This is a genomic window from Mycobacterium sp., assembly GCF_965229265.1.
In the GTDB taxonomy this organism is placed as follows: domain Bacteria; phylum Actinomycetota; class Actinomycetes; order Mycobacteriales; family Mycobacteriaceae; genus Mycobacterium.
This window is the reverse complement of the sequence record NZ_CBDDIY010000013.1, coordinates 729,038-754,894: the sequence shown is the minus strand read 5'-3', so window position 1 is coordinate 754,894 and position 25,857 is coordinate 729,038. Positions and strand designations below refer to the sequence as shown.

23 protein-coding genes and 2 pseudogenes are annotated in these 25,857 nt (G+C 66.5%); 15 read left to right on the top strand and 10 right to left on the bottom strand.

Annotation, left to right across the window (positions count from 1 at the left end; genetic code table 11):
* Positions 1-3 precede the first annotated feature (3 nt).
* Complete coding sequence (gene adhE, locus ADBZ9K_RS25545) at positions 4-2,601, bottom strand: bifunctional acetaldehyde-CoA/alcohol dehydrogenase (protein ID WP_526625031.1); 2,598 nt, start codon at positions 2,599-2,601, stop codon at positions 4-6.
* Positions 2,602-2,726: 125 nt separating this feature from the next.
* On the opposite strand from adhE, the gene ADBZ9K_RS25540 reads away from it, so the two are divergent.
* Positions 2,727-3,740 carry an alcohol dehydrogenase catalytic domain-containing protein gene (locus ADBZ9K_RS25540; protein WP_526625030.1) on the top strand — a complete coding sequence of 338 codons (1,014 nt, stop codon included), beginning with the start codon at positions 2,727-2,729 and terminating at the stop codon, positions 3,738-3,740.
* Here ADBZ9K_RS25540 and ADBZ9K_RS25535 read toward each other — a convergent pair whose 3' ends face one another.
* The 4 genes from ADBZ9K_RS25535 to ADBZ9K_RS25520 form a co-directional block, all read right to left on the bottom strand.
* Positions 3,741-4,148 (bottom strand): Rv0313 family protein, encoded by a 408-nt coding sequence (locus tag ADBZ9K_RS25535; RefSeq protein WP_526625029.1) that lies wholly within the window; start codon positions 4,146-4,148, stop codon positions 3,741-3,743. It abuts the gene before it with no gap.
* 62 nt (positions 4,149-4,210) lie between these two features.
* Positions 4,211-4,615, bottom strand: a complete 405-nt coding sequence (locus tag ADBZ9K_RS25530; protein WP_526625028.1) for a DUF6188 family protein — start codon at positions 4,613-4,615, stop codon at positions 4,211-4,213.
* 17 nt (positions 4,616-4,632) lie between these two features.
* Positions 4,633-5,667, bottom strand: a complete 1,035-nt coding sequence (locus ADBZ9K_RS25525) for an NAD(P)H-dependent amine dehydrogenase family protein (protein ID WP_526625027.1) — start codon at positions 5,665-5,667, stop codon at positions 4,633-4,635.
* A 3-nt stretch (positions 5,668-5,670) separates the two neighbouring features.
* On the bottom strand, positions 5,671-6,918 hold the full coding sequence (locus ADBZ9K_RS25520) for a hypothetical protein (RefSeq protein ID WP_526625026.1): 1,248 nt from the start codon (positions 6,916-6,918) through the stop codon (positions 5,671-5,673).
* A gap of 29 nt (positions 6,919-6,947) precedes the next feature.
* Between ADBZ9K_RS25520 and ADBZ9K_RS25515 the strand changes: the two genes are divergently transcribed.
* From ADBZ9K_RS25515 to ADBZ9K_RS25505, 3 genes are all read left to right on the top strand, one after another.
* Entirely contained in the window at positions 6,948-7,541 is a 594-nt protein-coding gene (locus ADBZ9K_RS25515; protein ID WP_526625025.1) for a TetR/AcrR family transcriptional regulator, read from the top strand.
* Between the two features lie 231 nt (positions 7,542-7,772).
* A complete protein-coding gene (locus ADBZ9K_RS25510) occupies positions 7,773-7,916 on the top strand; it encodes a hypothetical protein (RefSeq protein WP_201274454.1) in 144 nt (47 codons plus the stop codon).
* Between the two features lie 87 nt (positions 7,917-8,003).
* Positions 8,004-8,486, top strand: a complete 483-nt coding sequence (locus tag ADBZ9K_RS25505) for a nuclear transport factor 2 family protein (RefSeq protein WP_526625024.1) — start codon at positions 8,004-8,006, stop codon at positions 8,484-8,486.
* Here ADBZ9K_RS25505 and ADBZ9K_RS25500 read toward each other — a convergent pair.
* Positions 8,479-9,141, bottom strand: a complete 663-nt coding sequence (locus tag ADBZ9K_RS25500; protein ID WP_526625023.1) for a L,D-transpeptidase family protein — start codon at positions 9,139-9,141, stop codon at positions 8,479-8,481. The two genes, ADBZ9K_RS25505 and ADBZ9K_RS25500, sit on opposite strands and share 8 nt — an antisense overlap.
* A gap of 348 nt (positions 9,142-9,489) precedes the next feature.
* On the opposite strand from ADBZ9K_RS25500, the gene ADBZ9K_RS25495 reads away from it, so the two are divergent.
* From ADBZ9K_RS25495 to ADBZ9K_RS25480, 4 genes are all read left to right on the top strand, one after another.
* Positions 9,490-9,924, top strand: coding sequence for a hypothetical protein (locus tag ADBZ9K_RS25495; RefSeq protein WP_526625022.1), 435 nt, complete (start codon positions 9,490-9,492; stop codon positions 9,922-9,924).
* A 1,136-nt stretch (positions 9,925-11,060) separates the two neighbouring features.
* Positions 11,061-12,143, top strand: a complete 1,083-nt coding sequence (locus ADBZ9K_RS25490; protein WP_526625021.1) for a DUF5631 domain-containing protein — start codon at positions 11,061-11,063, stop codon at positions 12,141-12,143.
* Positions 12,140-13,099, top strand: a complete 960-nt coding sequence (locus ADBZ9K_RS25485) for a hypothetical protein (protein WP_526625020.1) — start codon at positions 12,140-12,142, stop codon at positions 13,097-13,099. The genes ADBZ9K_RS25490 and ADBZ9K_RS25485 overlap by 4 nt, the downstream gene beginning before the upstream one ends.
* A 199-nt stretch (positions 13,100-13,298) precedes the next feature.
* The gene (locus ADBZ9K_RS25480; RefSeq protein ID WP_526625019.1) at positions 13,299-14,789 is read left to right on the top strand and encodes a bifunctional phosphatase PAP2/diacylglycerol kinase family protein; all 1,491 of its coding nucleotides are present in this window, start codon (positions 13,299-13,301) and stop codon (positions 14,787-14,789) included.
* Here the strand turns inward: ADBZ9K_RS25480 and ADBZ9K_RS25475 are convergent.
* Positions 14,743-15,411, bottom strand: coding sequence for a phosphatase PAP2 family protein (locus tag ADBZ9K_RS25475; protein WP_526625018.1), 669 nt, complete (start codon positions 15,409-15,411; stop codon positions 14,743-14,745). The two genes, ADBZ9K_RS25480 and ADBZ9K_RS25475, sit on opposite strands and share 47 nt — an antisense overlap.
* Positions 15,412-15,450: 39 nt before the next feature.
* On the opposite strand from ADBZ9K_RS25475, the gene ADBZ9K_RS25470 reads away from it, so the two are divergent.
* From ADBZ9K_RS25470 to stf0, 5 genes and pseudogenes are all read left to right on the top strand, one after another.
* Positions 15,451-15,933 carry a hypothetical protein gene (locus tag ADBZ9K_RS25470; protein ID WP_526625017.1) on the top strand — a complete coding sequence of 161 codons (483 nt, stop codon included), beginning with the start codon at positions 15,451-15,453 and terminating at the stop codon, positions 15,931-15,933.
* A gap of 259 nt (positions 15,934-16,192) precedes the next feature.
* Positions 16,193-16,351: pseudogene (locus tag ADBZ9K_RS25465) on the top strand (sulfatase); the annotation flags it as partial.
* A gap of 301 nt (positions 16,352-16,652) precedes the next feature.
* Positions 16,653-17,897 carry an IS110 family RNA-guided transposase gene (locus ADBZ9K_RS25460; protein ID WP_526617886.1) on the top strand — a complete coding sequence of 415 codons (1,245 nt, stop codon included), beginning with the start codon at positions 16,653-16,655 and terminating at the stop codon, positions 17,895-17,897.
* A 12-nt stretch (positions 17,898-17,909) separates the two neighbouring features.
* Positions 17,910-19,160: pseudogene (locus ADBZ9K_RS25455) on the top strand (sulfatase family protein); the annotation flags it as partial.
* 66 nt (positions 19,161-19,226) lie between these two features.
* Positions 19,227-20,030, top strand: coding sequence for a trehalose 2-sulfotransferase (gene stf0, locus ADBZ9K_RS25450; protein ID WP_526625016.1), 804 nt, complete (start codon positions 19,227-19,229; stop codon positions 20,028-20,030).
* On the opposite strand, the gene ADBZ9K_RS25445 is transcribed toward stf0, so the two are convergent.
* On the bottom strand, positions 19,991-20,782 hold the full coding sequence (locus ADBZ9K_RS25445; RefSeq protein ID WP_526625015.1) for a trans-aconitate 2-methyltransferase: 792 nt from the start codon (positions 20,780-20,782) through the stop codon (positions 19,991-19,993). The two genes, stf0 and ADBZ9K_RS25445, sit on opposite strands and share 40 nt — an antisense overlap.
* A 100-nt stretch (positions 20,783-20,882) precedes the next feature.
* Here ADBZ9K_RS25445 and ADBZ9K_RS25440 point away from each other — a divergent pair, with 100 nt between their 5' ends.
* Complete coding sequence (locus tag ADBZ9K_RS25440; protein WP_526625014.1) at positions 20,883-22,712, top strand: ArnT family glycosyltransferase; 1,830 nt, start codon at positions 20,883-20,885, stop codon at positions 22,710-22,712.
* 55 nt (positions 22,713-22,767) lie between these two features.
* Complete coding sequence (locus tag ADBZ9K_RS25435) at positions 22,768-23,970, top strand: alpha/beta hydrolase (RefSeq protein ID WP_526625013.1); 1,203 nt, start codon at positions 22,768-22,770, stop codon at positions 23,968-23,970.
* Here ADBZ9K_RS25435 and ADBZ9K_RS25430 read toward each other — a convergent pair.
* Both ADBZ9K_RS25430 and ADBZ9K_RS25425 read right to left on the bottom strand, forming a co-directional pair.
* A complete protein-coding gene (locus ADBZ9K_RS25430; RefSeq protein ID WP_526625012.1) occupies positions 23,960-24,859 on the bottom strand; it encodes a class I SAM-dependent methyltransferase in 900 nt (299 codons plus the stop codon). The two genes, ADBZ9K_RS25435 and ADBZ9K_RS25430, sit on opposite strands and share 11 nt — an antisense overlap.
* A 33-nt stretch (positions 24,860-24,892) precedes the next feature.
* The gene (locus ADBZ9K_RS25425) at positions 24,893-25,798 is read right to left on the bottom strand and encodes an oxygenase MpaB family protein (protein WP_526625011.1); all 906 of its coding nucleotides are present in this window, start codon (positions 25,796-25,798) and stop codon (positions 24,893-24,895) included.
* Positions 25,799-25,857: the final 59 nt, after the last annotated feature.

Below are 25,857 nucleotides of genomic sequence, written 5' to 3'. Positions count from 1 at the left end.
CGATCAGCTGCCGGTGCCGTAGTAGCCCAGCTTCAGCAATTCGCTGATCTCGCTGACCAACGGCATCCGCGGGTTGGTGCGATTGGACAGGTCCTCGAACGCCGTCATCGCCAGGGCGGGCAGCGCATCGGTGAAAGCCTCTTCGCTGACCCCGAATTCGCGCAGCGACCGCGGCATGTCCAGCTTGTCGAGCAGTTCGTCGACGCCGGCAAAGAGCCGGTTTCGGCTGTCTTCGGCGCTGTGGCCGCCGAAGATCAGCGCGCCGATCTGGGCGTACTTCTCCGGCGCGATGTAGGCGGAGTACCCGGGTGCGGGCATGAACTTGCTGGGCAGGGATGCGTTGTACCGCAGCACATGTGGCAGGAAGATGCCGTTGGCTCGGCCATGTGGCACCCCGAACGCCGCGCCGGTGGCATGGGCCAAGGCGTGATTGGTCCCGACGAATGCATTGGAAAAGGCCAGGCCGGCCAGCGTCGCCGCATTGGACATCGCGGTGCGGGCCTCGATGTCGTCGGGATCGCGGTAGGCGTGCGGCAGCGCATCGAAGATCAGCCGGGCCGCCTGTGCGCACAGGGCGTCGGTGTAGGGCGAGGCGAAGATCGAGACGGCGGCTTCCAAGGCGTGGGTGAGCGCGTCGACACCGGTGTCGGCGGTCAGGGTGGCCGGCATGGAGGACGTGAGCAGCGGGTCGACGATCGCCATCTCGGGCACCAGGCTGTAGTCGACCAGCGTCTGCTTCTTGCCGTCGACGGTCAGGACCGCCGCCGGGGACACTTCTGAGCCGGTGCCGGATGTGGTTGGTATGGCGATCAATTGAAGGCGATGCCGGTCGGTGGGGTAGTCCGCGACGCGCTTGCGTGGATCCAGGAACGGCATCGTGAGCTCGTCGAGGGTCTTCTCGGGATGTTCATAGAACAGCCGCATCGCTTTTCCGGCGTCGAGCACCGAGCCGCCGCCGACCGCGATCAACACCTCGGGCTGGATCCGTTCCAGCAGCGCCACCCCGCGACGGATCGTGGCTTCGTCGGGTTCCGGGGTCACCTCGGCGAACACCTGCACGTGTCGAGTGCGCAGCTTGCTGCGCAGTAGGTCGACCACACCCCGCTCCTCGGACAGCGCGTCGGTGACCACAACGACTGTCTCGCAATCGAGTTCACGGAGATTGTCCAGGGCGCCGGCATTGAAGTAGGTGTTGGACGGCACCCGGAACCACTGCGGCGGGGTGCGCCGGTGCGCGACGGTCTTGATGTTGAGCAGCTGGCGGTAGTTGACGTTCTCGGTGGTGGACGAGCCGCCCCAGGTTCCGCAGCCCAGCGAGAAGGTCGGCGTGAGGTTGTTGTAGACCCCGCCGAGTGCGCCGACCGCGGTCGGGGCGTTGACCAGGATGCGGCCGGTGCGCACCGCCAGGCTGTAGGCGTCGATCACCGCCTGGTCGTCGGCGTAGATCGCCGACGTGTGGCCCAGGCCGCCGTGCTCGGTGACCAGCACCGCGACGTCGATGGCGTGCTGGACGTCGCGGGCCCGGACCACGCCGAGCACCGGCATCAGCTTCTCGGCGAGCAGCGGATGGGCTGCCAGCTCGTCGATATCGGCGGGCAGCGGCGCCAGCAGCACCTTGACCGTCGGCGGAACGCTGAATCCCGCGCGGGCGGCCAACTCCGGCGCCTTCTGGCCCACGGCATCCATGGCGACCTTGTCGCCGCATCCGAACGCGAACTGCGCGATCTTGGCGGCCTCGTCCTCGGTCAGCAGATGCGCGCCCATCTTCTCGAACTCGGCGATCATTGGGTCATAGATCGCGTCATCGATGATGCAGGTCTGCTCGGCGGGGCAAATGACGGATGAGTCAAAGGTTTTCGAGATCAGGATGTCGACGACCGCGCCGCGCACGTCGGCGGTCTTGTGGATGTAGATCGGCGCGTTACCCGGGCCCACGCTCAGGCCAGGCTTGCCGGCCTGATTGGCCAGGGCGACGATCTTCGGCCCGCCGGTCACCCAGATGAAGTCGACGCTGGGGTGTTTGAACAGGTAATGGGTCACCTCATGCGCGGCGTCGGGAATCACCTGCAGTGCCCCGGGCGGCATGCCGGCCGCCTCGGCGGCTTCCCGCAGGATCTCCACGCTGCGTTCGCAACAGCGCACCGCGTAGGGCGAGGGTCGAAACACCACGGCGTTGCGGGTCTTGGCCGCGACGATCGCCTTGAACAGCACCGTCGAGGTGGGGTTGGTGACCGGCGTGATGGCCAGCACCACCCCGATCGGCTCGGCGACGTAAACGATGTTGTGCTCGACGTCCTCGTCGACCACGCCGACCGACTTCTTGTCGCGCAGGTAGTCGTGCAGGAACTCCGTCGCGACGTAGTTCTTGACGACCTTGTCCTCGAAGACCCCGAACCCGGTCTCCTCGAGTGCCAGCCCGGCGAGCTCACCGGCCGCGCGCACCCCGGCGCGGACCATGGCCTCGACGATCCGGTCGACCTGTTCCTGGTCGAGCTTGCGGAATTCGCGGGCGGCATTCGATGCGGCCTCGACGATCGCGTCGATCTCCGCGCTGCGGATGTCGTCGGTCTGTATTTGTGTGTGGTCCAGTGTCCCGGTCATGGCGGCGCCTCTCGGAGATTCCGGGATCGTAAGACCGTGGCGGGCGGAGGATATAGGGATCAAAGACCCTTTTTGCTGAGTTAAGCTGACTGAACTCAGCGACACGACGAAACCGAGGGAGAGCGATGGCCACGCACCGCGCCGTACACGTGCAATCAGCCGGGGAACCGTTGGAATTGGTGGAGGTGGTGACCGAATCGCCCCAGGCCGGGCATGTGCGCATCGCCGTCAACGCGTGTGGGGTCTGCGGCACCGACCACGCCTTTGTCGCGGGTGCGTTCCCCAACCTGACCTGGCCGGTCACCCCCGGCCACGAGATCGCCGGGACGATCGCGGAGGTGGGCTCCGGTGTCGACGGGTTCGCCGTCGGTGACCGGGTGGCGGTGGGTTGGTTCGGTGGCAACTGCAACCAGTGCTTGCCCTGTCGGAAGGGCCAGTTCATGCAGTGCGTCAACCTGCAGGTACCCAGCTGGAACTATCCCGGCGGCTACGCCGAATCGGTGACCGTGCCCAGTACCGCGCTGGCCCGGATTCCCGACGAGTTGTCCTTCGCCGAGGCCGCCCCGATGGGGTGTGCCGGGGTGACGACCTACAACGCGCTACGCACCACCAAGGCCGTGGCCGGTGACCGAGTCGCCGTGCTCGGGTTGGGCGGGCTGGGGCACCTGGGGGTGCAGTGGGCGCGGGCCATGGGCTTCGAGACGATCGCGATCGCGCGCGGAGCCGGCAAGGCCGCCGACGCCAAGGAATTGGGTGCCCATCACTACATCGACTCCACCGCAGGTGACGTGGCCGCGGCGCTGCAGGCCCTCGGCGGGGTTCAGGTAGTGCTGGCCACCGCGGCCAATTCCGCGGCGATGGCGGCCACCGTGGGTGGGCTGGCACCGCAGGGGGAGTTGGTCATCATCGGGGCCACCTTCGATCCGCTGCCGATCACCCCGGGTGATCTGCTCTTCGGCAACTACAGCGTGATCGGGCATCCCTCGGGCACCGCCGCCGACATCGAGGACACCCTGCATTTCGCGGTGCTGTCCGGGGTGCGGGCCCGCATCGAGGAGCGGCCGTTGGCCCAGGCCGCCGAGGCCTACGCCGCGATGGACTCGGGCCGCGCGCGCTACCGCATGGTCCTGACGACCTAGCTACTCGGCCGCGTCGGACGGCTCGGCGTTCTCGGGTGCATCCAGCACGCTGACGTCGATGCCGTACGGCAGGAACCGCACGTTGCGGGTGGCGTCGGTGTTGTGTTTGTTGGCGCGCAGGGCGTCGAGCTCGGTCTGATAGACCTGCTCGACGTGCGCCTTGCCGCTGGCGTCGGTGATGAAGATGGCCCACACCCCATCGCCGGCCTCACCGGCGGTCTCCGGCTGGGACCGGGGCCGCGAGCGGCGGGTGAACTCATCGAACAGCACGCCGAATCCGGCGCGCTCCGTCTGCCCGCCGGTCGCGTTGAGGAACCGGCCGAACGCATCGCGAAGGCCCTCGCCGGCCTCACGCACGACGCGATCGAATTCGTCGGGGTCGAAGCCGAACGGTCCGTTGTTGTCCATGCTTGCCAGTGTGCGCGCAGTTGGCGGTCCCGTCGACAACGTGATCTTCGCGGCCAGCGAAATCAGCCCTGGTCGTCCAGGTCGTGACGGACCACTCGAAGGCGCCCGTGCGGCAGGCAGGCCGCGTAACCATGGCGCTTGCCGTAGAGCTCCCATGCCGTCGCGTGGTCGTCGGGATCGACGTCGATGCGGTGCCCACCGGAGAAGTCGACGTGCAGACTGCCGTCCTCGTCCCAGTCGGCGTGCGTACACGTCGAGCCCGCCATGTCGAAGAGAGGCCGTTCCTGGATGCGGACGTGCGTCGGGTCGATGGTCACCACGGCGGAGGGAAAGTCCATGACCTCCGGGAGAGTCAGCCGCAACGGCACCGCCACAACGAGTTCGTTGTAGTCGGCGAAGTTCAGCACGAGACCATCGCGGAATGCGATCCGCTGGACACGGCAGCCACTGATCCACTGCTCAGTCATCATTTGACTGTGCGCCGTCAGCGGGTCAGGCACAAGGGCAGATCCGCCATCGTCACGAACCCCGGCGACGCGGCGCATACCGCGGGGATGGCGTTCACCGCCTGCATGGCGGTAGCCACGCTGGCCGACCGCACGTGGTCGGCCAGCGACACATCGCGGCGGAAACTGGCCAGGGTCATCAGGTGCGCCTGCATCGACGGGGTGCCCTCGATGGTGACGGTCCACCCGCGCTGGGGGGTGGACCAGTGCGCAGGCTGCGGTTCTCCGACGGTCCAGAGGGTTTCGACCTCCACCACGGGCCGGCCGTCATGCAGGCCGCGCCACTGCCAGTGCTGACCGGCGACCGTGCCGGCGCGCAGGGTTCGACCGCACACGTCGCGATCCTTGCTCGCCGTCAGTAGCTCGAGGTCGGTGGTGACCTCATCGACGCCGAGCCGAAGGGCGTCGCCGAGCAGCCAAACCTGTTGCTGGAAAAGCTCACTGGTGAACTTCAGTCCCGCCGTGTCGGCGCTGACCTCGTCCGGCGGAGAGCCGAAACGCATCTGGTCGAAGGTGATCTCGGTGCTGTCGTAGACCGACCAGTCGGCGCGTTCCTGCACACGGACGTGTTCGATGGACCGTGACATCCCGGTGAGCGCCAGCGGGACGACGACGCCCAGGTTGCCCGGATTCAGACCGGTGCCGTGCAGCGAGGTGGCGCCGTCCCGGCATGCCTGGAGCAGCCGGTCGCGGTCGGACGGAGGCATGCGGGCGGGGTGGAAGGCGAACGCGGTGGTGACGACGTTGGCACCCGAGCTCAGGATCGCGGCCACGTCGTCGACCGAGGGGTGCCGCGGTGCGTAGAGCACGGCGTCGGCCTCGGTGACGTCGATGTCCGTGACGGCAGCGATACCGATCGGCTCACGGCCGGCGAGCACACCGGCGTCGGTCCCGACTTTGGCGTCGGAATAGACCTTGGCGCCAACCAATTCCAGGTCCGGGCGGTCGAGGATGCCGCGAATGGCTTCGACACCCACCGCACCGGTGCCCCACTGCACGACGCGGTAGGTCACTCGCTACACCACCGTCAGAGGGAGGGACCGACGCTCCTCGAATTCGAACGTGGCCCCGAGGCTGAACTTCGTAACCTCCACTTCGGGGGCGACTTTGGCGGCGGTGTCGGTCTTCTCGAACTCGGCGGTCCAGTTGTCGGCGGTTCCGCTGATCCGCACCGCGATGTGCGGATCGATGGCAGTGGCGATGGCCTGCAACGGTCCCGGGGATGCCGGTGAGCACAGCGAGATCCAGGATCCGTCGTCGTGGGCCGCTGAGGGGTGCACGTGCAGCCGGCCACCCTCGATTTCGGCGACGACGTAGCCGGCCGGGTTCAACAGCGGGTGCAGCTCCAGAACCGTGGACAGTCCGTCGAAGTCGTTGGATAACTTCAGAGCTCGTTGAATGCGCTCGGCGGCCACCCCGGCGATGCCGATCAGCTGCTTGGTGCAGATCTGGGCGGCCAGGTCAGTGTTGTCCTTGGTGCGGGCGCGTACCGCGACCCCGAAGGACAGGTTGAGCAGGTGCATCTGCAGCACCACCTCGTCGGCGATGCGGACCAGGGCCGAGTGCGAGAACGCCCCGAAGTCGATATCGGACAGCAGCGGGCCGGAGTAGTCGGCCTGACCTTCGTCGCTGGGGTCGATCGAGTCGAGTTCCCATGTGGCCGCCTTGGTTTGGGCAACGAGGTCCAGCGCCGGGATGCCGGTGACCTCCGGGTAGGACTCGTCGATGATGACGGTCCACGCGCAGTGCGGATGACGGTCGGAGGGAACGCGCGGGGGGCGGTGGATCGGGCGGACCTGAGCCTTGGCGTTGGTGGCCACAGCCGTGGCGTCAAAGGTGGGGTCTTCGATGTCGTGGCACATTCCCTTGACGTAGTCCGGGCCCATCGGCTCGACGTCGAGCAGGGCACCGCAGTGGTCGAGATGGAACTCGCCGTGCCAGCGGTCGTGGACGGTGTAGCGGAAATCCATGAACTGCGGCGGCGCGCCGATGTCGAGCTGCAGGCCCTTGAAGATGGTGAAGATGTCGACACCCTCGTACTTCAGCGCCTTTTGCATGCGCCTGGTGTAGAGCGGGCTGGAACCCGCCCACTCTTCGATGGCAATCTGCAGCATCTCAGGGCGACCGAAAGACTGGATGCACCATGCCATTCCAGATCGGTCGATCATCTGCCCGATCAACAGGAGCTCTGGGATCAGGGTTGCCAGGTCGGCCCGGGACAACTGGGCGTAGCGGCTGCGCGGTTCGCTCACAAGGCGAAACATAGTCGGCTCAATGTTATAAAGTCAACGATGTGAAAGCGCTCGGCACTCCCCCCACGCGGCAGACTCTGGCGCCGCGGAAACGGGGCGACGATACCCGCGCGATGATCATCGACGAGACCGTTCACTGTGTGGTCGAGGAGGGCTTTGCGGCCGCCACCGCCAAGCATGTGGCCGAGCGGGCGGGCGTCACCTGGGGTGTAATCCAATACCACTTCGGCGACCGCAACGGTCTGCTGATGGCCGTTGTCGACGAAGGCGTGGCACGGCTGCTCGAGAGCCTGGGTGACGCCGACGTCGCTGGCCTCGGACTGCGCGAGCGGATCGAAGTCGTCGTCGACACGGCGTTCCGGTGCTACAGCAGCCCAACGTCGTTGGCGGCGTTTGAAATTCTGCGCGCCACCCGCGGCACCCACGGCGAGAGTGCCCAGCGCCACCTGCTGGAGATCAGCGCGGCCATCAATCAGCTGGGCAGGCTCATCTCCGATGATCCCGGGGTGGCCGAGGTGATCTGGTCTGCGCTGCGGGGCATGGTGCTGGTCGAGATGATCGTCAACTCCCACCTGGAGTGGCAACGGGAGCGCCAGCTGCTGGTCGACATGGTCACCCGGTACCTGCAGGGCTGACCCAGCGAACACCGTCACAATCCGGGCGACGGCGTGTCGGCCGTCACTCGGCCCTCTCTAAACACCATGCGGCAGAGCGCGTCTGTCACCAAACTCACACGTCCAAAGTTGATTTACATGGAATTAACAAGGACGATTGAGGGGTTCCCCAATCAGGCGATCCCTGAGTGGTGGGCGCCAACAGCAAACAAACCCCTGTTGACCCGGGGGTGAACAAGGAGTTGAGAACACATGTCGCTCGCGCAATTTCGCACCGATATGAAGCGAGCCATGAAGCGTCGCCGTCTGTACGCGCGGATCAATGCACTGCCGCCGTCAACCGTTCGCGAGGAGCTCGTGGCCATCGCCCAACGGTATGAGGACGGCGGCCGCTGATCCGAGAGTGACACCGCGGGCCCTCATGGGCCCGCGGCTCCACTTATCGGGACAACCACACCCACCCGTCGGCTGGGGTGTGCTGCAATGTCGAACATGGCTGATGCGGATGCGATCGAGGCGATCAAGCAGGTTAAATACCGCTACTTGCGGGCCCTGGACACCAAGCACTGGGACGACTTCGCCGACACTCTGACCGAAGACATCATCGGTGACTACGGATCATCGCTGGGCGAGGAGCACCACTTCACCAACCGCAAGGATCTGGTGGAGTTCATGCGCACCTCGATGCCGGCCGGGGTGCTGACCGAGCATCGCGTCACCCATCCGGAGATCACCGTCGACGGCGACGAAGCCGAGGCCACCTGGTACCTGCAGGACCGGGTGATCGTGCCCGAATTCAACTTCATGTTGATGGGCGCCGCGTTCTACCGCGACCGCTACCGCAAAACCGCCGACGGCTGGAAGATCGCCAAGACGGGCTACGACCGCACCTACGAGGTGACGATGTCGACCGAGGCGCTGAACTTCAAGGCAAACGCGGGCGCGGCGATCGCCTCGCTCATTTAGCGACAGCGATCAGTGCGCCGGGTTGTAGCCAGCGCATGATCTTGACCAGGGTGTCGTCATCGAGGGACACGCAACCCGCGGTGGGGCCTCCGTCGGTGGTGTGGACGAAGAAGGCGCCTCCGTTGCCCGGCACCCGCGCCTTGTTCACCCCCATCACGATGGCGTGCGCGTACTGGGGGATGTAGAGGTTCTCGGTGCCACTGGCCGGATTGGTGTCGAACGGGCAGTCGGCCTTCTTGCAGATCTGCATGGTGTTGTAGGTCGGGCTCTTCATGTCGCCGTCCCACCAATAGTCCGGCGTCACCTGCACGTACTGCAGGCCACCGCCAGGGTTGGGCTTGGTGCCGAAAGCGAAGTCGAGAGTAAAGATGCCCATCGGCGTCTTCATCTCGCCGTCGTGGGATTGCGGGACCATGCCGTTGGCGCCGACGTGGGTCGGGATGGCGGTGGCGACAGGCTGCCAGCCGTTGGCACCGCGCTGCCAGACATCCATGTTGGCCGTGGCGCCGCCGGTGCTCACGACCGAGAGGACCTGGGTAGCGTCACCGACGTTGGCTTGGAACCACGGCGTTTCGGCGTGGCTGGGCGGGGCTGAGGTCAGCGCGAGCAGTGCCGCACTGACGGCAGCACACATCGAAACGACGGCTCGGCGCATCGGTTCATGGTGGCCGCGTAGTTCCTGACAGGTCAAGTCAAGGTTGGGCCACGATTTGGATTGGGCCAGCTAACGGAGTCGGGGTGGCTACGCGGGCTGGTGGCTCTCGACGAGCCGAATCACGCCGCGTCAGCGCGTCCCCGATCAGGCCGATGATCTGCGACAACACTCCTTCCGCCCCGGCTATTCGGCGCAAAAGGTGAATAGCGCTCCGGCAAACACAGCGGATACCATCGCTTCATGTCGCAAGCGCCGTATGGACCGGGGCCCGCAGGACCGACACCGTGGCCTCCGCAGGGCCCACCCCCGTCACGGGGACCGTCGCGGCTGCCGACGGCCATCGCCATCGTGGTCGCATTGATCGCGGTTGCAATCGCCATTGGTGCCTGGTTCCGGCCGATACCCAAGGCCGAGCCGCCCGCGGCGAAGACGTACAGCGAGCAGGAAGTGGCGGACGCGAAGAAGGCTGTTTGCGATGCGTTTGAGGACGCATACGACATGCTCGATGTGAATACGAGGAAAATACCCAACAATACGGGCGATCCATTCGCAATCATAGTGAATACTCGACTTGCGGTTCATATGGCTGCCGAATATCTTCTATCGAAACTATCCGAAAATCCTGCCGCACCTACAGAAATAAGTGCGCCTATCCGAAAACTCGCGAATACATACAACGACACCGTTCTTGAGCAGATCGGCAATAGCGATAAATCCAGGCTCGACTTGTACTACCAGACATCAATGGACCTGCAAACCCAGTTGCAACGGGATTGTAAGTGAGCGACTTCCCCCCGGGCGAGTGGTCACCGCTTCTAATCGGCCATCAGTGGCCGGACATGAGTTCGCTGATATTACTGACCTCTTCTGCGAAAAGTCGCGGCACCGCTGAGACAGCGTTACACGAATATGCAGATCAACTTTCTGCAATCAGAACCGGGCCACTCGGCGAACAGGAAGGATCGACTGCGGAAGACGTACGGTCAGCCTTTCGGTCCGGCGAGCAACACTCTCGAGAGCTGGCGTCGAAAAATGGTACCAAACGGGCCTCTTACGATTCCGCACAGAAATCAGTAGCAGAGCTGCGCGCAAATCTGTGGACGATCGCGGCCGACGGAAATGCAGCGATAAGGACCATTCAAGAATCGAAGGATCTGCTTCCGAATAAAATAAATCGGATCGTCGAAGCCGTCACAGATGGCCAGGCGTTAGCGAACGCAGAGGCGGCGAAACACTCCGCATCGATATACAGTGCAATTCAGCCTATCCTTGATGGCGATCTTGGCGGTGTTTCTGCGCAGTCCTTCGCACGGTCGAACGGGGTAGACATAGACCGCGCGTTCGGATCTCCCAACCCCGAGACGGTCCGACAACAAGTCACAAGGGCATTAGACGAATTCAAGCGAACACCACCCGCTGACAACACCGCTGCAAGTAGCCAAAACTTCTTGAGTTCTGGTGCGGACGACGCTCCCCCCGCGCCGAAGGTACCGTCTCCGAACTCCCAGGATGCTGAGTTCCTGACCCAACCCGGAACTGGACCGGTCGCGCCCACCGTCCCGAACAACACCTCAGTTGCGCCTCGAAACCTGACCGCGGCAGGCGCCGACGCAGCACCGCCCGTAATCGGCATGCAACCGAACAACGTTTCGAGCCCATCTGTCCCTGGTGCGCAGTCCCCCGTACCGACATCTAGCGCCGGGTCTCCAATTGCACCCAACTCGACGTCGACCGTCGCACCACTGCAATCTGTCGCAGGTGCTTCCCCCACCCCCACCAACGCCCTCTCCCCCGAGGGCTTCGCCCAAAACTTCAATGCGGGCAATCAAGCCGGGACACCGATGTCAGCCGGGACCGAAGCCCTCTCCAACAGCGCAGCGCACGCCATGCAGCCACAGGCCCCGATCCACCCTGAGGCCATGAGCACCCCGATGGCATCGACAACACCCTCAGCTGCAGCACCGATCTTCGAAACCGCCCACGCCACACCCACATTCGACACCGCACCGCCCGCCGCTCCCCCGGCCGACGCGCCGCAGACCGTCATGGCCGCACCCGCCACGGCAGCCGCGCCCATCGTGCCATCGACCGCCACCCCGGCCGCCCCTGCCGGCCCCCTTCCCGCATACGGCGCCGATCTACGCCCACCCGCGGCCACTGCACCGGCAAGTCCCCCAATGCCCTCAGCCGCCACACCTGGATCCGCCCCCCTGCACCCCTCCAACGCCAGCCCGCTGAGCCAGCCCGCCGTCGTCCGCCAACAGCCCACGACCGCAGCCGCCACCTCCGCCACACCGGCCGGCCTCACCGAAAATGCCTTCGCCGCAACGGCTGCCGGCGCTATGGCCGGCGCCAGCGCCGCCCAGACCCAAGCCCAGCAACGCCTGCAGCGCCTCCTCGACGCCGTCGCCCGCCAAGAGCCCACACTGGGCTGGGCCATCGGCGACCGAGACGACGGCACCACCGTGCTGACGACCGATCTCGCCAGCGGATGGATCCCGCCGCACGTCGAAATCCCCACCGGCATCACACTCCTCACACCCGGTCGACGCAGCCGGACATTGGAAACTCTGCTCGGCGAAACCTCCCTGACCGCCGCCTATCACCCCGGCCAGTACATCCCGGCCGCCGAAGACGTTCAGCCGGTGTCAATGTCCATCCGTGCCCGCCAAACCGACGACGTCGAAGAACTCGGCTGGGAACTCGCACAAGCCACCAAATGGCGCGACGGGCTGCCCCGCCTGGCACACACCCTGGCCAAAGCCGCATCGGCCGGCACAGGTTACCTGGACTCCGAGGTCGATCTGCTTCGTGAGCATCTCGGCATCATCTCCAAGCAGGTCACCTCCCGCTATCCCGACGTCGATGCAGCACAGGTGAGCAACTGGCAGCTGCTGGCGACCATCGACGCCCTGATCAAGAATGAAAAGACCGCTGCCAATTACCACTTCGCGTGGCTTCAGGCCCTGAACCTGGCACTGAGGGGAGAGGTGCACCCATGAGCGGTGGACAGCTAAACGCAAACGCGAGCGACTATCTCGCGGCGAACGGCATGAACCTGGCGCCGCCACCTATCAGCTCTGATCCGCTCGTCGCCGGCATGACCCCCATCGAGCAACTGCTACGAGTGCTTGGGCTGGCCGCCAATCTTGGTGATCCCAAGGACAACACCGAGAGCATCGAAGAGCATGCCAAACGTGATTCCAAGACGGCCGAAGCGGCAGCGAAGTTCCCCGCGCAGGACGAGCAGGCGAGCGCCGAAATGAAGGGCGTTGCCGGGCAGGGCCAAGCCGACCAGATGGCACAACAACTCCCGCAGATGGCTTCGGGCATCGCCGGGGCTCTGGCCGGCGCCATGGGCGGGGCGTTGCAACCCTTTGCCCAAATTCCCCAGCAGTTAGCCCAGGGTGCCCAACAGGCCATGCAAACGGGCATGGGCATGATGCAGCAGGCCGGCGGATCGGCCGCACAGCTCGACAAGGCGAGCCTGGACCTGCCGCTGGATGAATTCGGCGAAACGCCTGGTGAATTGGGCGCGGGCGGCGGAGCCGGCGGCGGAGGTGGCGGGATCGGCGGGACTTCACCGACGGCGATGCTGGGACCGCCCCCCATCCCCTCGGCCGGTACGTCACCGTCGTCGGCACCGGCCATGGGAGGTTCGGCACCGAAAATGGCTGCGCCCGGCCCAACTCCGTCTGCGGGCATGGGCGGCATGCCGATGATCCCGCCCGGTGCGATGCACGGCGCCGGCGGCTCCGAGAAGGACGCCAAACCCGACACCAAGCGGGTGTCCGTCCCGACCGTGAAGAACGGGGCACCCGTCCAGGGCCGGATCACCGCACCTCCCCCAGCTTCGCCGGTCTCCAAGAAGGTCGACGGCAAACCGGTGGCCACCAAACGCATCATCGTGCCCAACAGCAAGCCCGTCGACGAGGACGCCGCCGACCCGAAGTCCTGACACGCCGCAACGACCATTCGCAAACAAAGCCGACTGTGCCTTGAGGACTTCGACTGTGCGTCAGCGGCGGGGCAACTGCGAAACCGCCGCCCTCTACGCACACTGAACGCCCTGAGCGCACAGTCGAGTCCAATGCCGCTGACTCAAGCCCAGCGAAATTGACAGCCCCGTCGATCAGCGGCACCGCTACGTTGGGTTGATGACATCGCGAAGCTTGCTTGAGGGCCGGGGCATCCGTCAGATCACGGGCGGGCTGGGCACGCTGGATCGCGAAGTGTTCGAGGCCGTCGCCGAGTCCCCGAGCCTGCTGCTGGACAAGGCGATGCCGGTTCTGACCCGCGCCGCCGACCATTCGAAGCTGTGGCTCGCAATTGCCGCAGCCCTGGTGGCCACGGGGTCGCCGTCGGCGCGTCGCGGTGCCGGTCGCGGGGTGGTCACGCTGGCGGCGACCAGCCTGGTGACCAACCAGTTCGCTAAACGAGTGTGGAAGCGGCCGCGACCCGACGGCATGCTGGTGCCGCTGGTCCGGCGCGCTCGCCGCTTGCCGACGTCGAACTCACTGCCCTCCGGGCATTCGGCCAGCGCCGCCGCGTTCGCCATCGCGGTCGGGCTGGAAAGTCCGCCGCTCGGGCTGGGCCTGGCCCTACTGGCCGGGCTGGTCGGTCTCTCCCGGGTGGCCACCGGGGCGCACTATCCCGGCGACGTGTTCGCCGGGTTCGGCATCGGGGCCGCCATCGCGGTGCTGGGCGGACGACTGGTGCCGCCGATCGTGCCGGCCAAACTGTCCTCGACCGAGCCGCTGCACGTCGATACGCCCGAGCGTCCCGACGGCGCCGGGGTGGTCCTGGTGGTGAACCCCGCCTCGGGCAGCGGCAACGGGGCACGGGTCATCGACGAGGTTCGGCAGAAGCTGCCCAAGGCCGAGATCGTCGAGCTCGAAGCCGACGACGATCCGGAGACCGTGCTGCGGGCCGCCGCCGAACGCGCCGAGGTGCTCGGTGTGGGCGGCGGCGACGGGACGGTGGCCTGCGCGGCCGGTGTGGCCGTATCGGCGGAGGTGCCGCTGGCGGTATTCCCCGCCGGTACGTTCAACCACTTCGCCAAGGACATCGGCTGCGAGACCGTCGACCGCACCGTGTCGGCTATCCGGTCGGGCAGCGTGTCCTGTGTCGACCTGGTGTGCCTCAACGACGACCAGATGGTGATCAACACCGCCAGCATCGGCGCCTACCCCCAGTTCGTCCGGACCCGGGAGAAGCTCGAGCACAAGATCGGCAAGCCGCTGGCCGGGATGTATTCCATGCTGCACACGCTGCGCAAGGAGCGGCCGGTGCGGATCCGCTACGACAACAAGACACTGCAGACGTCGCTGTTTTTCCTGGGTAACTCGGTCTACCTGCCGTCCGGTTTCGCCCCCGCGCGGCGAATCCGGATGGACGACGGGCTCCTCGACGTTCGCATTCTGGAGACCGGCCGGCGTCTGAGCCGGCTGCGCATCCTCACCGCGCTGGCACTCGGACGGCTGGAACGCAGCCCGCTCTACCACGAGCTGCAGGTTCCGGAATTCTCGTTCGAGTCGGTCGACGGCCCGACCCCCCTGGCCCGTGACGGGGAGGTCGGCAAGGCCTACGAGCGGGCCAGTTTCACCGCGCGGTATCGAGTGCTGCCAGTCTTTCGCCCGCTGCGGTGACCAGCCGCGGCGGCACCAGCCGCAGACACAACACGTAGTACAGGAAGCCGAGCGCCCACCCGGCTACGACATCGGACGGATGGTGCACGTTGAGCACCACCCTCGCTACTCCGACGAGCACAACAAGCGCAATCCCGAGCGTCGTCACCGGTAGGCGCAACCCGGGAGTTAGGTAGGGCCACAGCACCGTCAACAGGGCCAGCACACCGACCATCACGCCCAGGGCATGCCCGGACGGGAACGACGTCGACGCCGCATGCGCCAACGCCGTATCGGGGCGCGGCCGATCGGCGACCACCTTGGCCGCCAAGGTGACCAGGCCACTGAGCTCCACGCTGACGATCAGGAACGCGGCCGTCTGCACATTGCGCCGCACCAGTGCCGCGATGATCAGCACCAAGGCGACGAGGCGAAACGCACTCGGGCCGAACACCAGGCTGAACTCCACCCAGAACGACACCCAGCCCGGCCGGGCCGCGCCGACATCGTGAAATCTCCGCAGCAGGACGTTGTCGACATCGTCGAGCCACACCCAGTTCTCCGTGTATCCCAGCCACATCGCCACGTACAGCAGCGCGGCGGCCACCACCGCCGCAATCAGCCAGGATTTCCTCGATGCCATCTCTTCTTGCCTACCACGCCCGTCTGGCACCATCGATGAGTGGCCATCTTCCTGCGCCGGTTGTTCGGAATCGGCAAGCTTCCGAGCGAAATGCGGGCGCAGTTCGACAGCGAAGGAATCATCTACCTCGCGGAGTATGTTCCGGTGACCCGCCGGTTCAGTGGCAAGGTGCCGGGGCATCGGGCCAGCGGAAGTGTCGCAAGCTATGTCGGGTCGCTGGTGTTCACGTCGCAGCGCGCGGTCGCGACGCTGTCGAGTCTGCCCAAGGTTGCCGGCCGCACCTTGGATGTACGGTGGACCGATCCGCAACAGGGCACCGCGACGGCCGAAATATCCAGTAGCGGAGTCACTTTGACTGTCGACATCGCCGCCGTCGATCCCAGGTTCAGCGGCCAGTTGTCGCTGACGTACAAGGCCGACATACCCGAGGACGTTCTGGACCGCCTGCCGACCAGACATCTCGAGTTCGACGTTCCGCCCGAATACGTGTTCCGTGCGGTCGGGGTTCCGCACAACCCCTGATGCCGCCGAGCCCACCGGCCGCTACTCACGGGCACAGCTTTCGTCCGCGTAGCGACACCCCGGCTGGACCGGCGTTGTCGCTGAGAGACGGGCACAACGTCAACCAGGCCCCCAGCCGATATGCACGGGAAGATGTGACCGATGGTGCTGTGGGGACAAGAATCGGGCTTGCGGATAACCCTTGATCCGAGCACCGACTGCGGGCACGGTCACTCCCCGGGGCAAGCTAGGCCCAACCAACCGAACGGAGGCACTGCGCGTGAGCCAGCCGCAACGCGACAACCTGCTGATTCTCCACTGGCATGACCTGGGGCGTTGCCTAGGCGTCTATGGACACCCCGGGGTGTCGAGCCCTCGCCTGGACCAGCTTGCCGCCGAGGGCATCGTGTTCACCCGTGCTCATGCCACCGCCCCGCTCACTGGTGCACCATCCTCGTGTCGGTAGTCTTCGTCGAGGGTTTTCTGGTGCACCATCCGGTGTGTCGGTGATCTTGGATGGATTGCCGATGCACCCGAGGTGGCTGCTGGTTCATCGCCCTGCTTGCTCGACGCATCTGACGTCCAGCATGAGTTCTGCGGGGGCCAGCGGTTACCCGGGGCACGCCGACCGTCGACAGGGCTAAGCGCCTCCGAGCGCCGCACAGTGAGCGAACGAGCAGTCGTGCCCCGGTACCACACGAGGGTGCCTCCCCACTGGGCTTAGCAGCGAGGAGGCTGTCATGAAGTCTGCCCGAAACACCCTGCCGACGGAACCCGTCAACGGCATCACCTGCGGCATCGACTGGGCGCGTGACGATCACGCTCTGTCGATCGTCGACGCCAAGGGCCGCGAAGTCACCCGCAAGACGATCACTCACAACGCGGCCGGACTGCGCGAGCTGCTCGCCGTGCTCGAGCGCGCCGGCGTGCGGGAGGTTGCGATCGAACGCCCGGACGGGCCGGTCGTGGACACCCTGCTCGACGCCGGTGTCACGGTCGTGGTGATCAGCCCCAACCAGGTCAAGAACCTGCGCGGCCGCTACGGTTCGGCCGGCAACAAGGACGACCGCTTCGACGCGTTCGTGCTGGCCGACACTCTGCGCACCGACCGAGCACGGCTGGCCCCGCTGCTGCCCGACACCCCGGCCACCGTCTCCCTGCGCCAGACCTGTCGTGCCCGCAAAGACCTTGTCGCCCACCGGGTCGCGGTGGCCAACCAGCTGCGCGCACATCTGAAGATCGTGTTTCCCGGTGCCGTGGGCCTGTTCGCCGCGATCGACAGCCCGATCAGCCTGGCGTTCCTGGCCCGCTTCGACTGCCAGCAACGGGCCGACTGGCTCTCGGTCACCCGCCTGAGCGCCTGGCTGGCCGGCGTCGGCTACAGCGGCCGCACTGATCCCCGCGAGCTGCACCGCCGATTGACCGCTGCTCCCCGCGCCACCAACGAGGTCACCGGCGCCGCGATCACCGGTGCGTTCGTCGCGACCCTGACCGCGCTCAACGCCCAGATCGCCGTCCTCGACGACAGCATCGCCGACCAACTCGCCGCCCACGCCGACGCGCACATCTTCACGTCCCTGCCCCGCTCGGGCACCGTGCGTGCCGCCAGACTGCTCAGCGAGATCGGGGACTGCCGCGCCCGCTTCCCCACCCCCGAATCGTTGGCCTGCCTGGCCGGTGTCGCGCCCTCCACCCGCCAGTCCGGCAAAGTCAAACACGTCGGATTCCGTTGGGCTGCAGACAAACAACTCCGGGACGCTGTCACCGACTTCGCCGGCGACAGCAGACGCGCCAACCCCTGGGCCGCCGACGTCTACACCCGCGCTATCGCCCGAGGACACGACCACCCCCACGCCGTCCGCATCCTCGCTCGCGCCTGGCTCTACATCATCTGGCACTGCTGGCAAGACGAAATCGCCTACGACCCCGCCAAACATCGCGCCCTCCAAATACTGCTCAACCAAGAACAACACCGGGCGGCTTGACACAGGGCAACTCATGCCACCGCCCCGCTGTGCTCGCCGTCGCGCGGATCGTTGTTCACCGGCCGCTACCCGCACAGCAACGGCCTGGTCGGCCTGGCCCACCACGGCTTCGAGTACCGGGCCGGGGTGCGCACCCTCCCCCATATCCTGCACGAACATGGCTGGTACTCAGCGCTTTTCGGCATGCAGCACGAGACGTCTTTCCCGGCTCGGCTGGGCTACGACGAGTTCGACGTGTCCAACTCGTATTGCGAATACGTCGTCCAACGCGCCCAGGAATGGTTGACGCAGAGCGCGCCGCTCGAACAGGGCCAGCCCTTCCTGCTGACCGCGGGATTCTTCGAAACCCACCGCCCCTATCCTCGCGACCGGTATGAGCCCGCCGACCCTGCCGACGTCGAAGTACCTGACTTCCTGCCGGACACCGCCGAGGTGCGCGGCGACCTCGCCGAGTTCTACGGCTCCATCGCCGTCGCCGACGCCGCCGTCGGCCGACTGTTGGACACCCTGGCCGACACGGGACTGGACGCCACCACCTGGGTGGTGTTCCTCACCGACCACGGCCCGGCCTTCCCGCGCGCCAAATCGACCCTGTATGACGCCGGTACCGGCATCGCGACGATCATCCGACCGCCACACCGGCTGGCCGCCACGCCGCTGGTCTACGACGAACTGTTCAGCGGCGTCGATCTGCTCCCGACCCTGCTGGAGTTGGTCGGCATCACCCCCGGTGACGACATCGAAGGCCTGTCCCACGCGCGCAACCTCCAGCCCGGCCAGGGCGAGCAGGTCGAGGTCCGCGACCACGTGTACACCGAGAAGACCTATCACGACTCCTACGACCCGATTCGGGCCATCCGCACCAAGAAATACAGCTACATCGAGAACTACGCCCAGCGGCCATTACTGGATCTGCCGCTCGACATTGAGGAGAGCCCGTCCGGGCACGCGGTGGAACCCTTCATCCACGCGCCACGCCCCTCCCGCGAGTTGTACGACCTGGAAGCCGATCCCGCCGAGTTGTGCAACCTTCTCGACGGCGAGGCAACCGACGACGCCGAAAACATCGCCGGGGAGTTCTCGGCCCGGCTCAACGAGTGGCGACAGAAAACCGGCGACGTCATCCCGTCGGAGTTCGCCGGAACCCGCATCGCGGCGCGTTACACCGAGACCTACTTCGAGCTTCACGGCTTGACCCTGACCAGTAGGTCGGCCACCGCCTCCGAACGCGGTCTCGATGATGAAGTTGGTTCCCCGCAATAGTTTTCGTCACAACGAGTTTTTTTTCCGCCCTCCGCACGGCCGCTGATCTGCGGTTAGGCTCACCGCATGTCCGCGCACCCGAGCGCCTACCTGGTGCTTGCCTCCCAGCGCAGCGGCAGCACGCTGCTGGTCGAGTCCCTGCGTGCCACCGGTGTCGCGGGTGAACCACAGGAGTTCTTCCAGTACCTGCCGGCCACAAGCATGTCGCCGCAACCCCGCGAGTGGTTCGCCGATGTCGAGGACGAATCCATCCTGCGGTTGCTTGATCCGCTGATCGAGGGCAAGCCAGATCTCGCTCCCGCCGAGATCTGGCGCGACTACATCCGCACAGTCGGGCGTACCCCCAACGGCATCTGGGGCGGCAAACTGATGTGGAACCAAACCCCCCTGCTACTGAGCCGCGCCAAAGACCTCCCCGAACATTCGGGGACTGGCCTGCTCTCGGCGATCCGCGACGTCATCGGCAGTGACCCGGTGTTGATCCACGTCTATCGCCCGGACGTGGTGTCCCAGGCGGTGTCGTTTTGGCGGGCTGTCCAGACCCGGGTGTGGCGCGGCCGCCCAGATCCAGTACGCGATGCCAGGGCCGAATACCACGCCGGGGCGATCGCGCACGTGGTCACGATGCTGCGAGCCCAAGAAGAGGGCTGGCGCAACTGGTTTGCCGAGGAGGACATAAAGCCGATCGACGCGCCCTATCCAGTGTTGTGGCGCAACCTCACTCAGGTCGTAGCACAGGTACTCGAAGCCGTCGGCCAAGATCCCCGGCTGGCGCCCGAACCGGCCCTGGAACGACAGGCCGACCAGCGCTCCGACGAATGGGTCGACCGCTATCGTGCCGATGCCGAACGTGACGGGCTGCCCACCTGAGCGACCACGAAGATGCGGCGGAACGGGAAGTAGGTCCGCCCGTCCCCCCGGACCGGGTAGGCCGCGTCGAGCAGCGGGATCAGCTCGGCCCGGAACTGCTGCCACTGGCCGTCGGTCAGCTGGTCGCGGACCGGGGTCAGCGCCGTCCCGGTGATCCAGTTCAATACCGGATGCTCGCCGGTGAGTTCATGGATGTACGTGGTTTCCCAGGCGTCGACGTTGCACCCCGCATCGGTGAGCAGCTCGGCGTATCGGGTCGGCGTCTCGACCACGTCTGCAGTGCGGAAGGCGAAGTCACCCAAAAGGTTTGACCACGGCTGCCGGTTTGCCAGCCCGCGCAGGGCCACATGCGACGGCGCGTCGAAATTGCCGGGGACCTGGACGGCAATCCAAGCGCCCGGGTCCAGCAGCTCCGCCCAGCGCACCATGAGCCGGGAATGGCCGGGGATCCATTGCAGCGCCGCATTGCTGAGCACCACGTCGGTCCCAGGCCGAGGCGTCCAGGTGCCGATGTCGCCCAGCTGAGCGTCCACGCCGCGCTCGCGTGCCGCGGCCACCATCTCCGGCGAGTTGTCCACGGCCTCCACCACGGCCTGCGGCCAGCGGCTGATCAACTGCTCGGTGAGGTTGCCGGGGCCGCAGCCCAGATCGGCCACCCGTCGCGGCGACTCGGCCCCGACGCGCGCGAGAAGGTCGAAGAACGGCCGGCCGCGCTGACCGGCGAACGCCAGATACGTCTGCGGATTCCACATGGACGCCACTTCATCACATCACCGCCGATCAAGAAACACACAGCGTTCTCCCAGCTCGGAGGACGCGCGCCGGCCAGCGGCATCATGCACCGTTGTGCCCGTGTCCGCGATCGTCGACCGACCCGATGCCCTGAGCGTGTCCGCGGTCGACGGCCCGACCCGGACCGACCCGCGCTGGCCGGCCGTTGCGTTGGCGGCTCTGCTGGTCGCCACCGCCGCGCTCTACCTGTGGGATCTGCCGATCAACGACGACGGGAACGCGTTCTACGCCGCAGCCGTACAGTCCGGGGCCAGGAACTGGGCGGCGTGGTTCTTCGGGTCGCTGGACCCCAACAATTTCATCACCGTCGACAAGCCGCCGGCCGCGCTGTGGGTCACCGGCCTGTCGGTGCGCTGGTTCGGAATGAACAGCTGGGCCATCCTGGTGCCGCAGGCGCTGATGGGCGTGGCCGCCGTCGCGGTGCTCTACGCCACGGTGCGCCGCAGCATCCCCGATGCGCGGCGCGGCGCGGCCGCCGCGCTCATCGCCGCGACCATTATGGCCCTCACCCCCGCAGCCACCCTGATGTTTCGGTACAACAATCCCGACGCGCTGCTGGTTTTGCTGCTGGTCGCGGCCGCGTACTTCCTGACCCGAGCGACGGCCGTCGCCTCCGGGCGCTGGCTCGTACTTGTCGGTGTCGCACTGGGATTCGCGTTCCTCACCAAGATGCTGGCTGCCCTGTTGGTGCTGCCCGCCTTCGGCCTGACGTATCTGCTGTTCGCCCCCACAGAGTGGCGCCGCCGGCTGCTGCATCTTCTCGGAGCTGCGGCGGCGCTGGTGATCTCGGGCGGATGGTGGGTTGGCGTCGTCGAACTCTGGCCCGCCGGCTCCCGTCCCTACATCGGCGGATCGACCGACAACAGCGTGCTGAACCTGGCGCTGGGTTACAACGGCGTCGACCGCATCGTCGGTGGCGGCAGCGAGCCGTCACACGGGCATCACGGCGGATGGGGTATTCACGCCGGGGTCTTGCGGATGTTCTCCGGCGAGATGGGTTACGAGATCTCCTGGCTGCTGCCGGCCGTCACCGTCGCGATCGCGGCCGGCGCCTATCTCATGGCCCGCGGCCGGCTGGCACGCATCGAAGCGGCGGGCTTCACGATGTGGGTCGGCTGGTTCGTCGTCAGCGCAGCGGTGTTCAGCTACATGACCGGCATGGTCCACCCCTACTACACGATCGCACTGGCACCGCCCCTCGGAGCGCTCATCGGCTTGGCTGCGGTGTGGAGCCCGACGGCGGCGGTGGCGATGGTCATGCTGGCCGCCGCATGGGGCGTGGCCCTGTTGCATCGCGCGGGATTGAGCCCGGCCTGGACGGGCTGGGCGATCGGGGCCGCTGCGGTGGCCGCGGTGGTCCTCCAGCTGGCGGCCCGGCGTTGGCGACGGCTGACACCCGTCGCACTGGTGCTCTCGCTGTGCGCCGCCTTGGGCGGGACCGCAATGTTCTCCGTCGCCACCGCAGCCACCCCGCACAACGGGTCGATTCCCAACGCGGCGCACACCGCCGACGTGTGGCCGACCGTCGGATCCCGCTTCGCGAAGACGGTGATGATGGGTGCCGGGTCGATCCACGTCGACCCCCGGTTGGCCGAACTGCTGTGCGCCACCCGTACCACCTGGTCGGCGGCCACACCGGGTTCCGAAGCGGCGGCCTCGCTGGAGATCGCATCCGGTACCGCGGTCATGGCGATCGGCGGATGGAGCAACGACCCGGTGCCGACGCTGCAGCAGTTCATCGACGCCGTCCACGCCGGAAAGATCGCCTACTACGTCGACAGCGGGCGGATGCGCGTCCACGACCGCAGCAGCGGTCAGATCGCCGACTGGGTGCAGCACCACTACCCGCCGATGAAGGTGGGCGCGACGACGGTTTACCACCTTGTGTGAGGTTCGGCCGGGCTAGCATCCCGGGTGAGAACCCGCCCGGAAAGGCCGCCCGACAATGACGTCAAACGCCGACATGCCCATCCCGGTGCCCGATGTGCCGGGCGCCGACGCCGGGTACAGAGGTCTGCCCGACCGCTCCGAGCTGACCCTGCTGCAGCGGGCCGTCGTCGACACCTCGGCGCTCGCCGACATCGGCCTGCGCACGGCGATCTCCTCGCTCGTGGGTGCTTCCATGTTGCCCACCGTCGCGACCGGCATCGTGCGCAGATCAGATCTGCATCGCGAACGCAGCAACCTCGAGTTCTATGCCGGTCTGGCCGCCCGCCGCGATCCCGAGGCCTCCTTCCCTGCGCCCACCGTCGTACCGACGGTGTCGGCCCGGCCGGCCAATCCGGTCGCCGAATACATCGCTCACGGCAACGTCGAGAACATCTCGTTCCCCAGCACCTTCGAGCCGGTCAATCCGAAGATGCGCACCCAGTGGGAACGACTGGAGCGCAACAACATCGTGTGGGCTCAGCACTGGCGTCATGCCGACGGGCCACGCCCGACCTTGTGCGTGATCCATGGTTTCATGGGGTCGGCCTATCTGTTCAATGGTCTGTTCTTCTCGCTACCGTGGTTCTACCGGACCGGCTACGACGTGCTGCTCTACACATTGCCGTTCCACGGCCGTCGCGCCGAAAAAGGTTCGCCCTTCAGCGGTTACGGCTTCTTCGCCCAGGGCATGGCCGGCTTTGCCGAGACCATGGGACAGGCGGTGCACGACTTCCGGTCGGTGCTCGACTGGTTGCGCCACACCGGCGTCGACCGGATCGCGCTCACCGGGATGTCACTGGGCGGCTACACCTCTGCGTTGGTGGCCTCTGTCGACGACCGGCTCGAGGCGGTGATCCCCAATGTTCCCGTGGTCACGCCCGAATCGGCGTTCGACGACTGGTGGCCGGCCAGCAAGCTGGTGTCGCTGAGCCGGAAGTTCGGCGGCATCAGCCGCGACGACTCTGCTGCCGCCTCGGCCTATCACTGCCCACTGAACTACCGACCGCTGGTGCCCCGGAATCGCCGGTTGATCATCACCGGCCTCGGTGACCGGCTGGCACCGCCGGATCAGGCCGAAGCGCTTTGGGAGCACTGGGATCGCTGTGCGCTGCACTGGTTTCCGGGCAACCACGTTTTGCACGTCAGCCAGCCGGAGTATCTGCGCCGCACCAACCGGTTCCTGCGGCCCTTCATGTTCGACCCGGAAGTTAGCCTTTGACCGCGCTCACCAGGGTGATGCTGGCCAGCATGTTGGCCGCCTCGGCGTCCGCGGACTCGACGGAACGGCCAACACTGGCCAGATAGTCCAGGAGGGTGGTGGCTTCGGCGGTCCACCCGCGCTCGGAGAACCAGTCCGCGGCAGGGGCGTGCTGCTCGTTGTACACCAGCTGCCACCACTGGCCACGCTCGTCGTTGACGGACTTCGCCTCCTGGACCTTAGCCTGGAACGCATCCCGCTCCATGGGCCTGCCCTCTTCGACAGCGAGGTGGCTGCCGGACCCGGCGAGCGAGTCGATTCCACTGAACAGCTGCTCCTGCGCGACGGCGGGAAGATAGATCAACAATCCTTCGGCGATCCACGCCGACGGCTCATCAGAGCGAAATCCACTGTCCAGCAGGGCCTGCGGCCAGTCGGAACGGAGGTCGATCGCCACCTCCCGACGGTCGGCCTTGGGGACCGCGCCGCGCGCAGCCAGCGCGTCGCGCTTGAACTCCAGCACCTGCGGCTGGTCGAGTTCGAAAACCGTTGTGCCGGTCGGCCAGTCGAGGCGGTACGCGCGGGAGTCCAGTCCCGCCGCCAACAGCACGATCTGGCGCACCCCGGCCTGAGCGGCGCCCCGGAAGTAGGCGTCGAAGTAGCGCGTCCGGGCGGCCTGGAAGGTCACGAAGTGCTCACCGAACTCTTTGGACTTCAGCGGGTGCTCGGGAGCCTTGCCGTCGAGCAGGTCCGACCACGGACCGCCGACCGCCCGGCAGAAGACCTCCGCATACTCATCAGCGGCGAGCGGGTCGGGCTTTTGCGCCTCGAGCGCCCGAGCGGCAGCGACGAACAGTGCCGTCGAGCCGACGCTTGTGGTGATGTCCCAGCTGTCGTTGTCAGTGCGCACGACGGCGAGGATACGCGCGGATTCTGACAGCGCTCACACCAGCGGGCGACCGGTACGAATACGCCAATCAAGGTCGTGCAGGAGCACATTGAACGGAAACGTCCGGACGAATCGTGGCGCGAGGTTGTTCGCAAACCGGATGACAGCCATCAGCCGATCGAACCGACGCTGCTTGTCGGCGTTCCACTCCAGGCGCATCTCGTCGCGGAACCGCTGCGGCAGGAATCCGGTGGTGATCAGCAGCGCGAGCCGTTCGTTGGCGCGTTGCAGCGGCCCAGGCAACCGCACACCACGCAGCCGGGACACCGCGATCGGGTACAGGTACTCCCGCACGGCGTCATCGATGGTGACCTGATCCAGCGATTCCTGCCAGTACCGGTCGAAGGCGGCCCGGTCGGCCGGCCACATCTTCGCCGGCACCTGCAGCGTGGTGCCCAGCGCCATCCCGTCGCGGTAGTGCCGGTCGGCGGTCGCCTCATCCATCTCACCGACGAAGATCCGATAGATATCGACCGCCCCCTTGTAGAGGCAGGCCGCGACCCATAGCTGGAGGTTTTTGTCGAAGGCGTTGTACTCGACCGGGCTTTCCGGCGTTGAGTACACCTGCGCGTGCGCCTTATTCACCGCGCGGCGGTATGCCGCTTTCTGTGCATCGCTGCCCCCGGTGGCCACAGCCAGATAGGTGAAGGTCGTGCGCGCCCGCTTGATCGGGTGACGGTCCACCCGTCCGCTCTCGACCCGGCTCTCCATGACGCCGTAGCCGACGCCCGGGCGCGCCAGCTGCATGATCACGTTCGCCGGGCCGGCCAGCAACGCCACTCCCATCAGGCCGTCGTCGATTCCGGCGCCGCGCCGGCGGCGGCGACCGTCTCGGTCCGGCGGTGCGGGAGGCTCGCTGACGGCACGTTCGACGTGGCTGATGGGTCCGGTGACCGTCATGGTGCTACCTGTCGACGTCGCAATCTGAAAACGTGCGTTTCCGAATATTGTCGCTACCC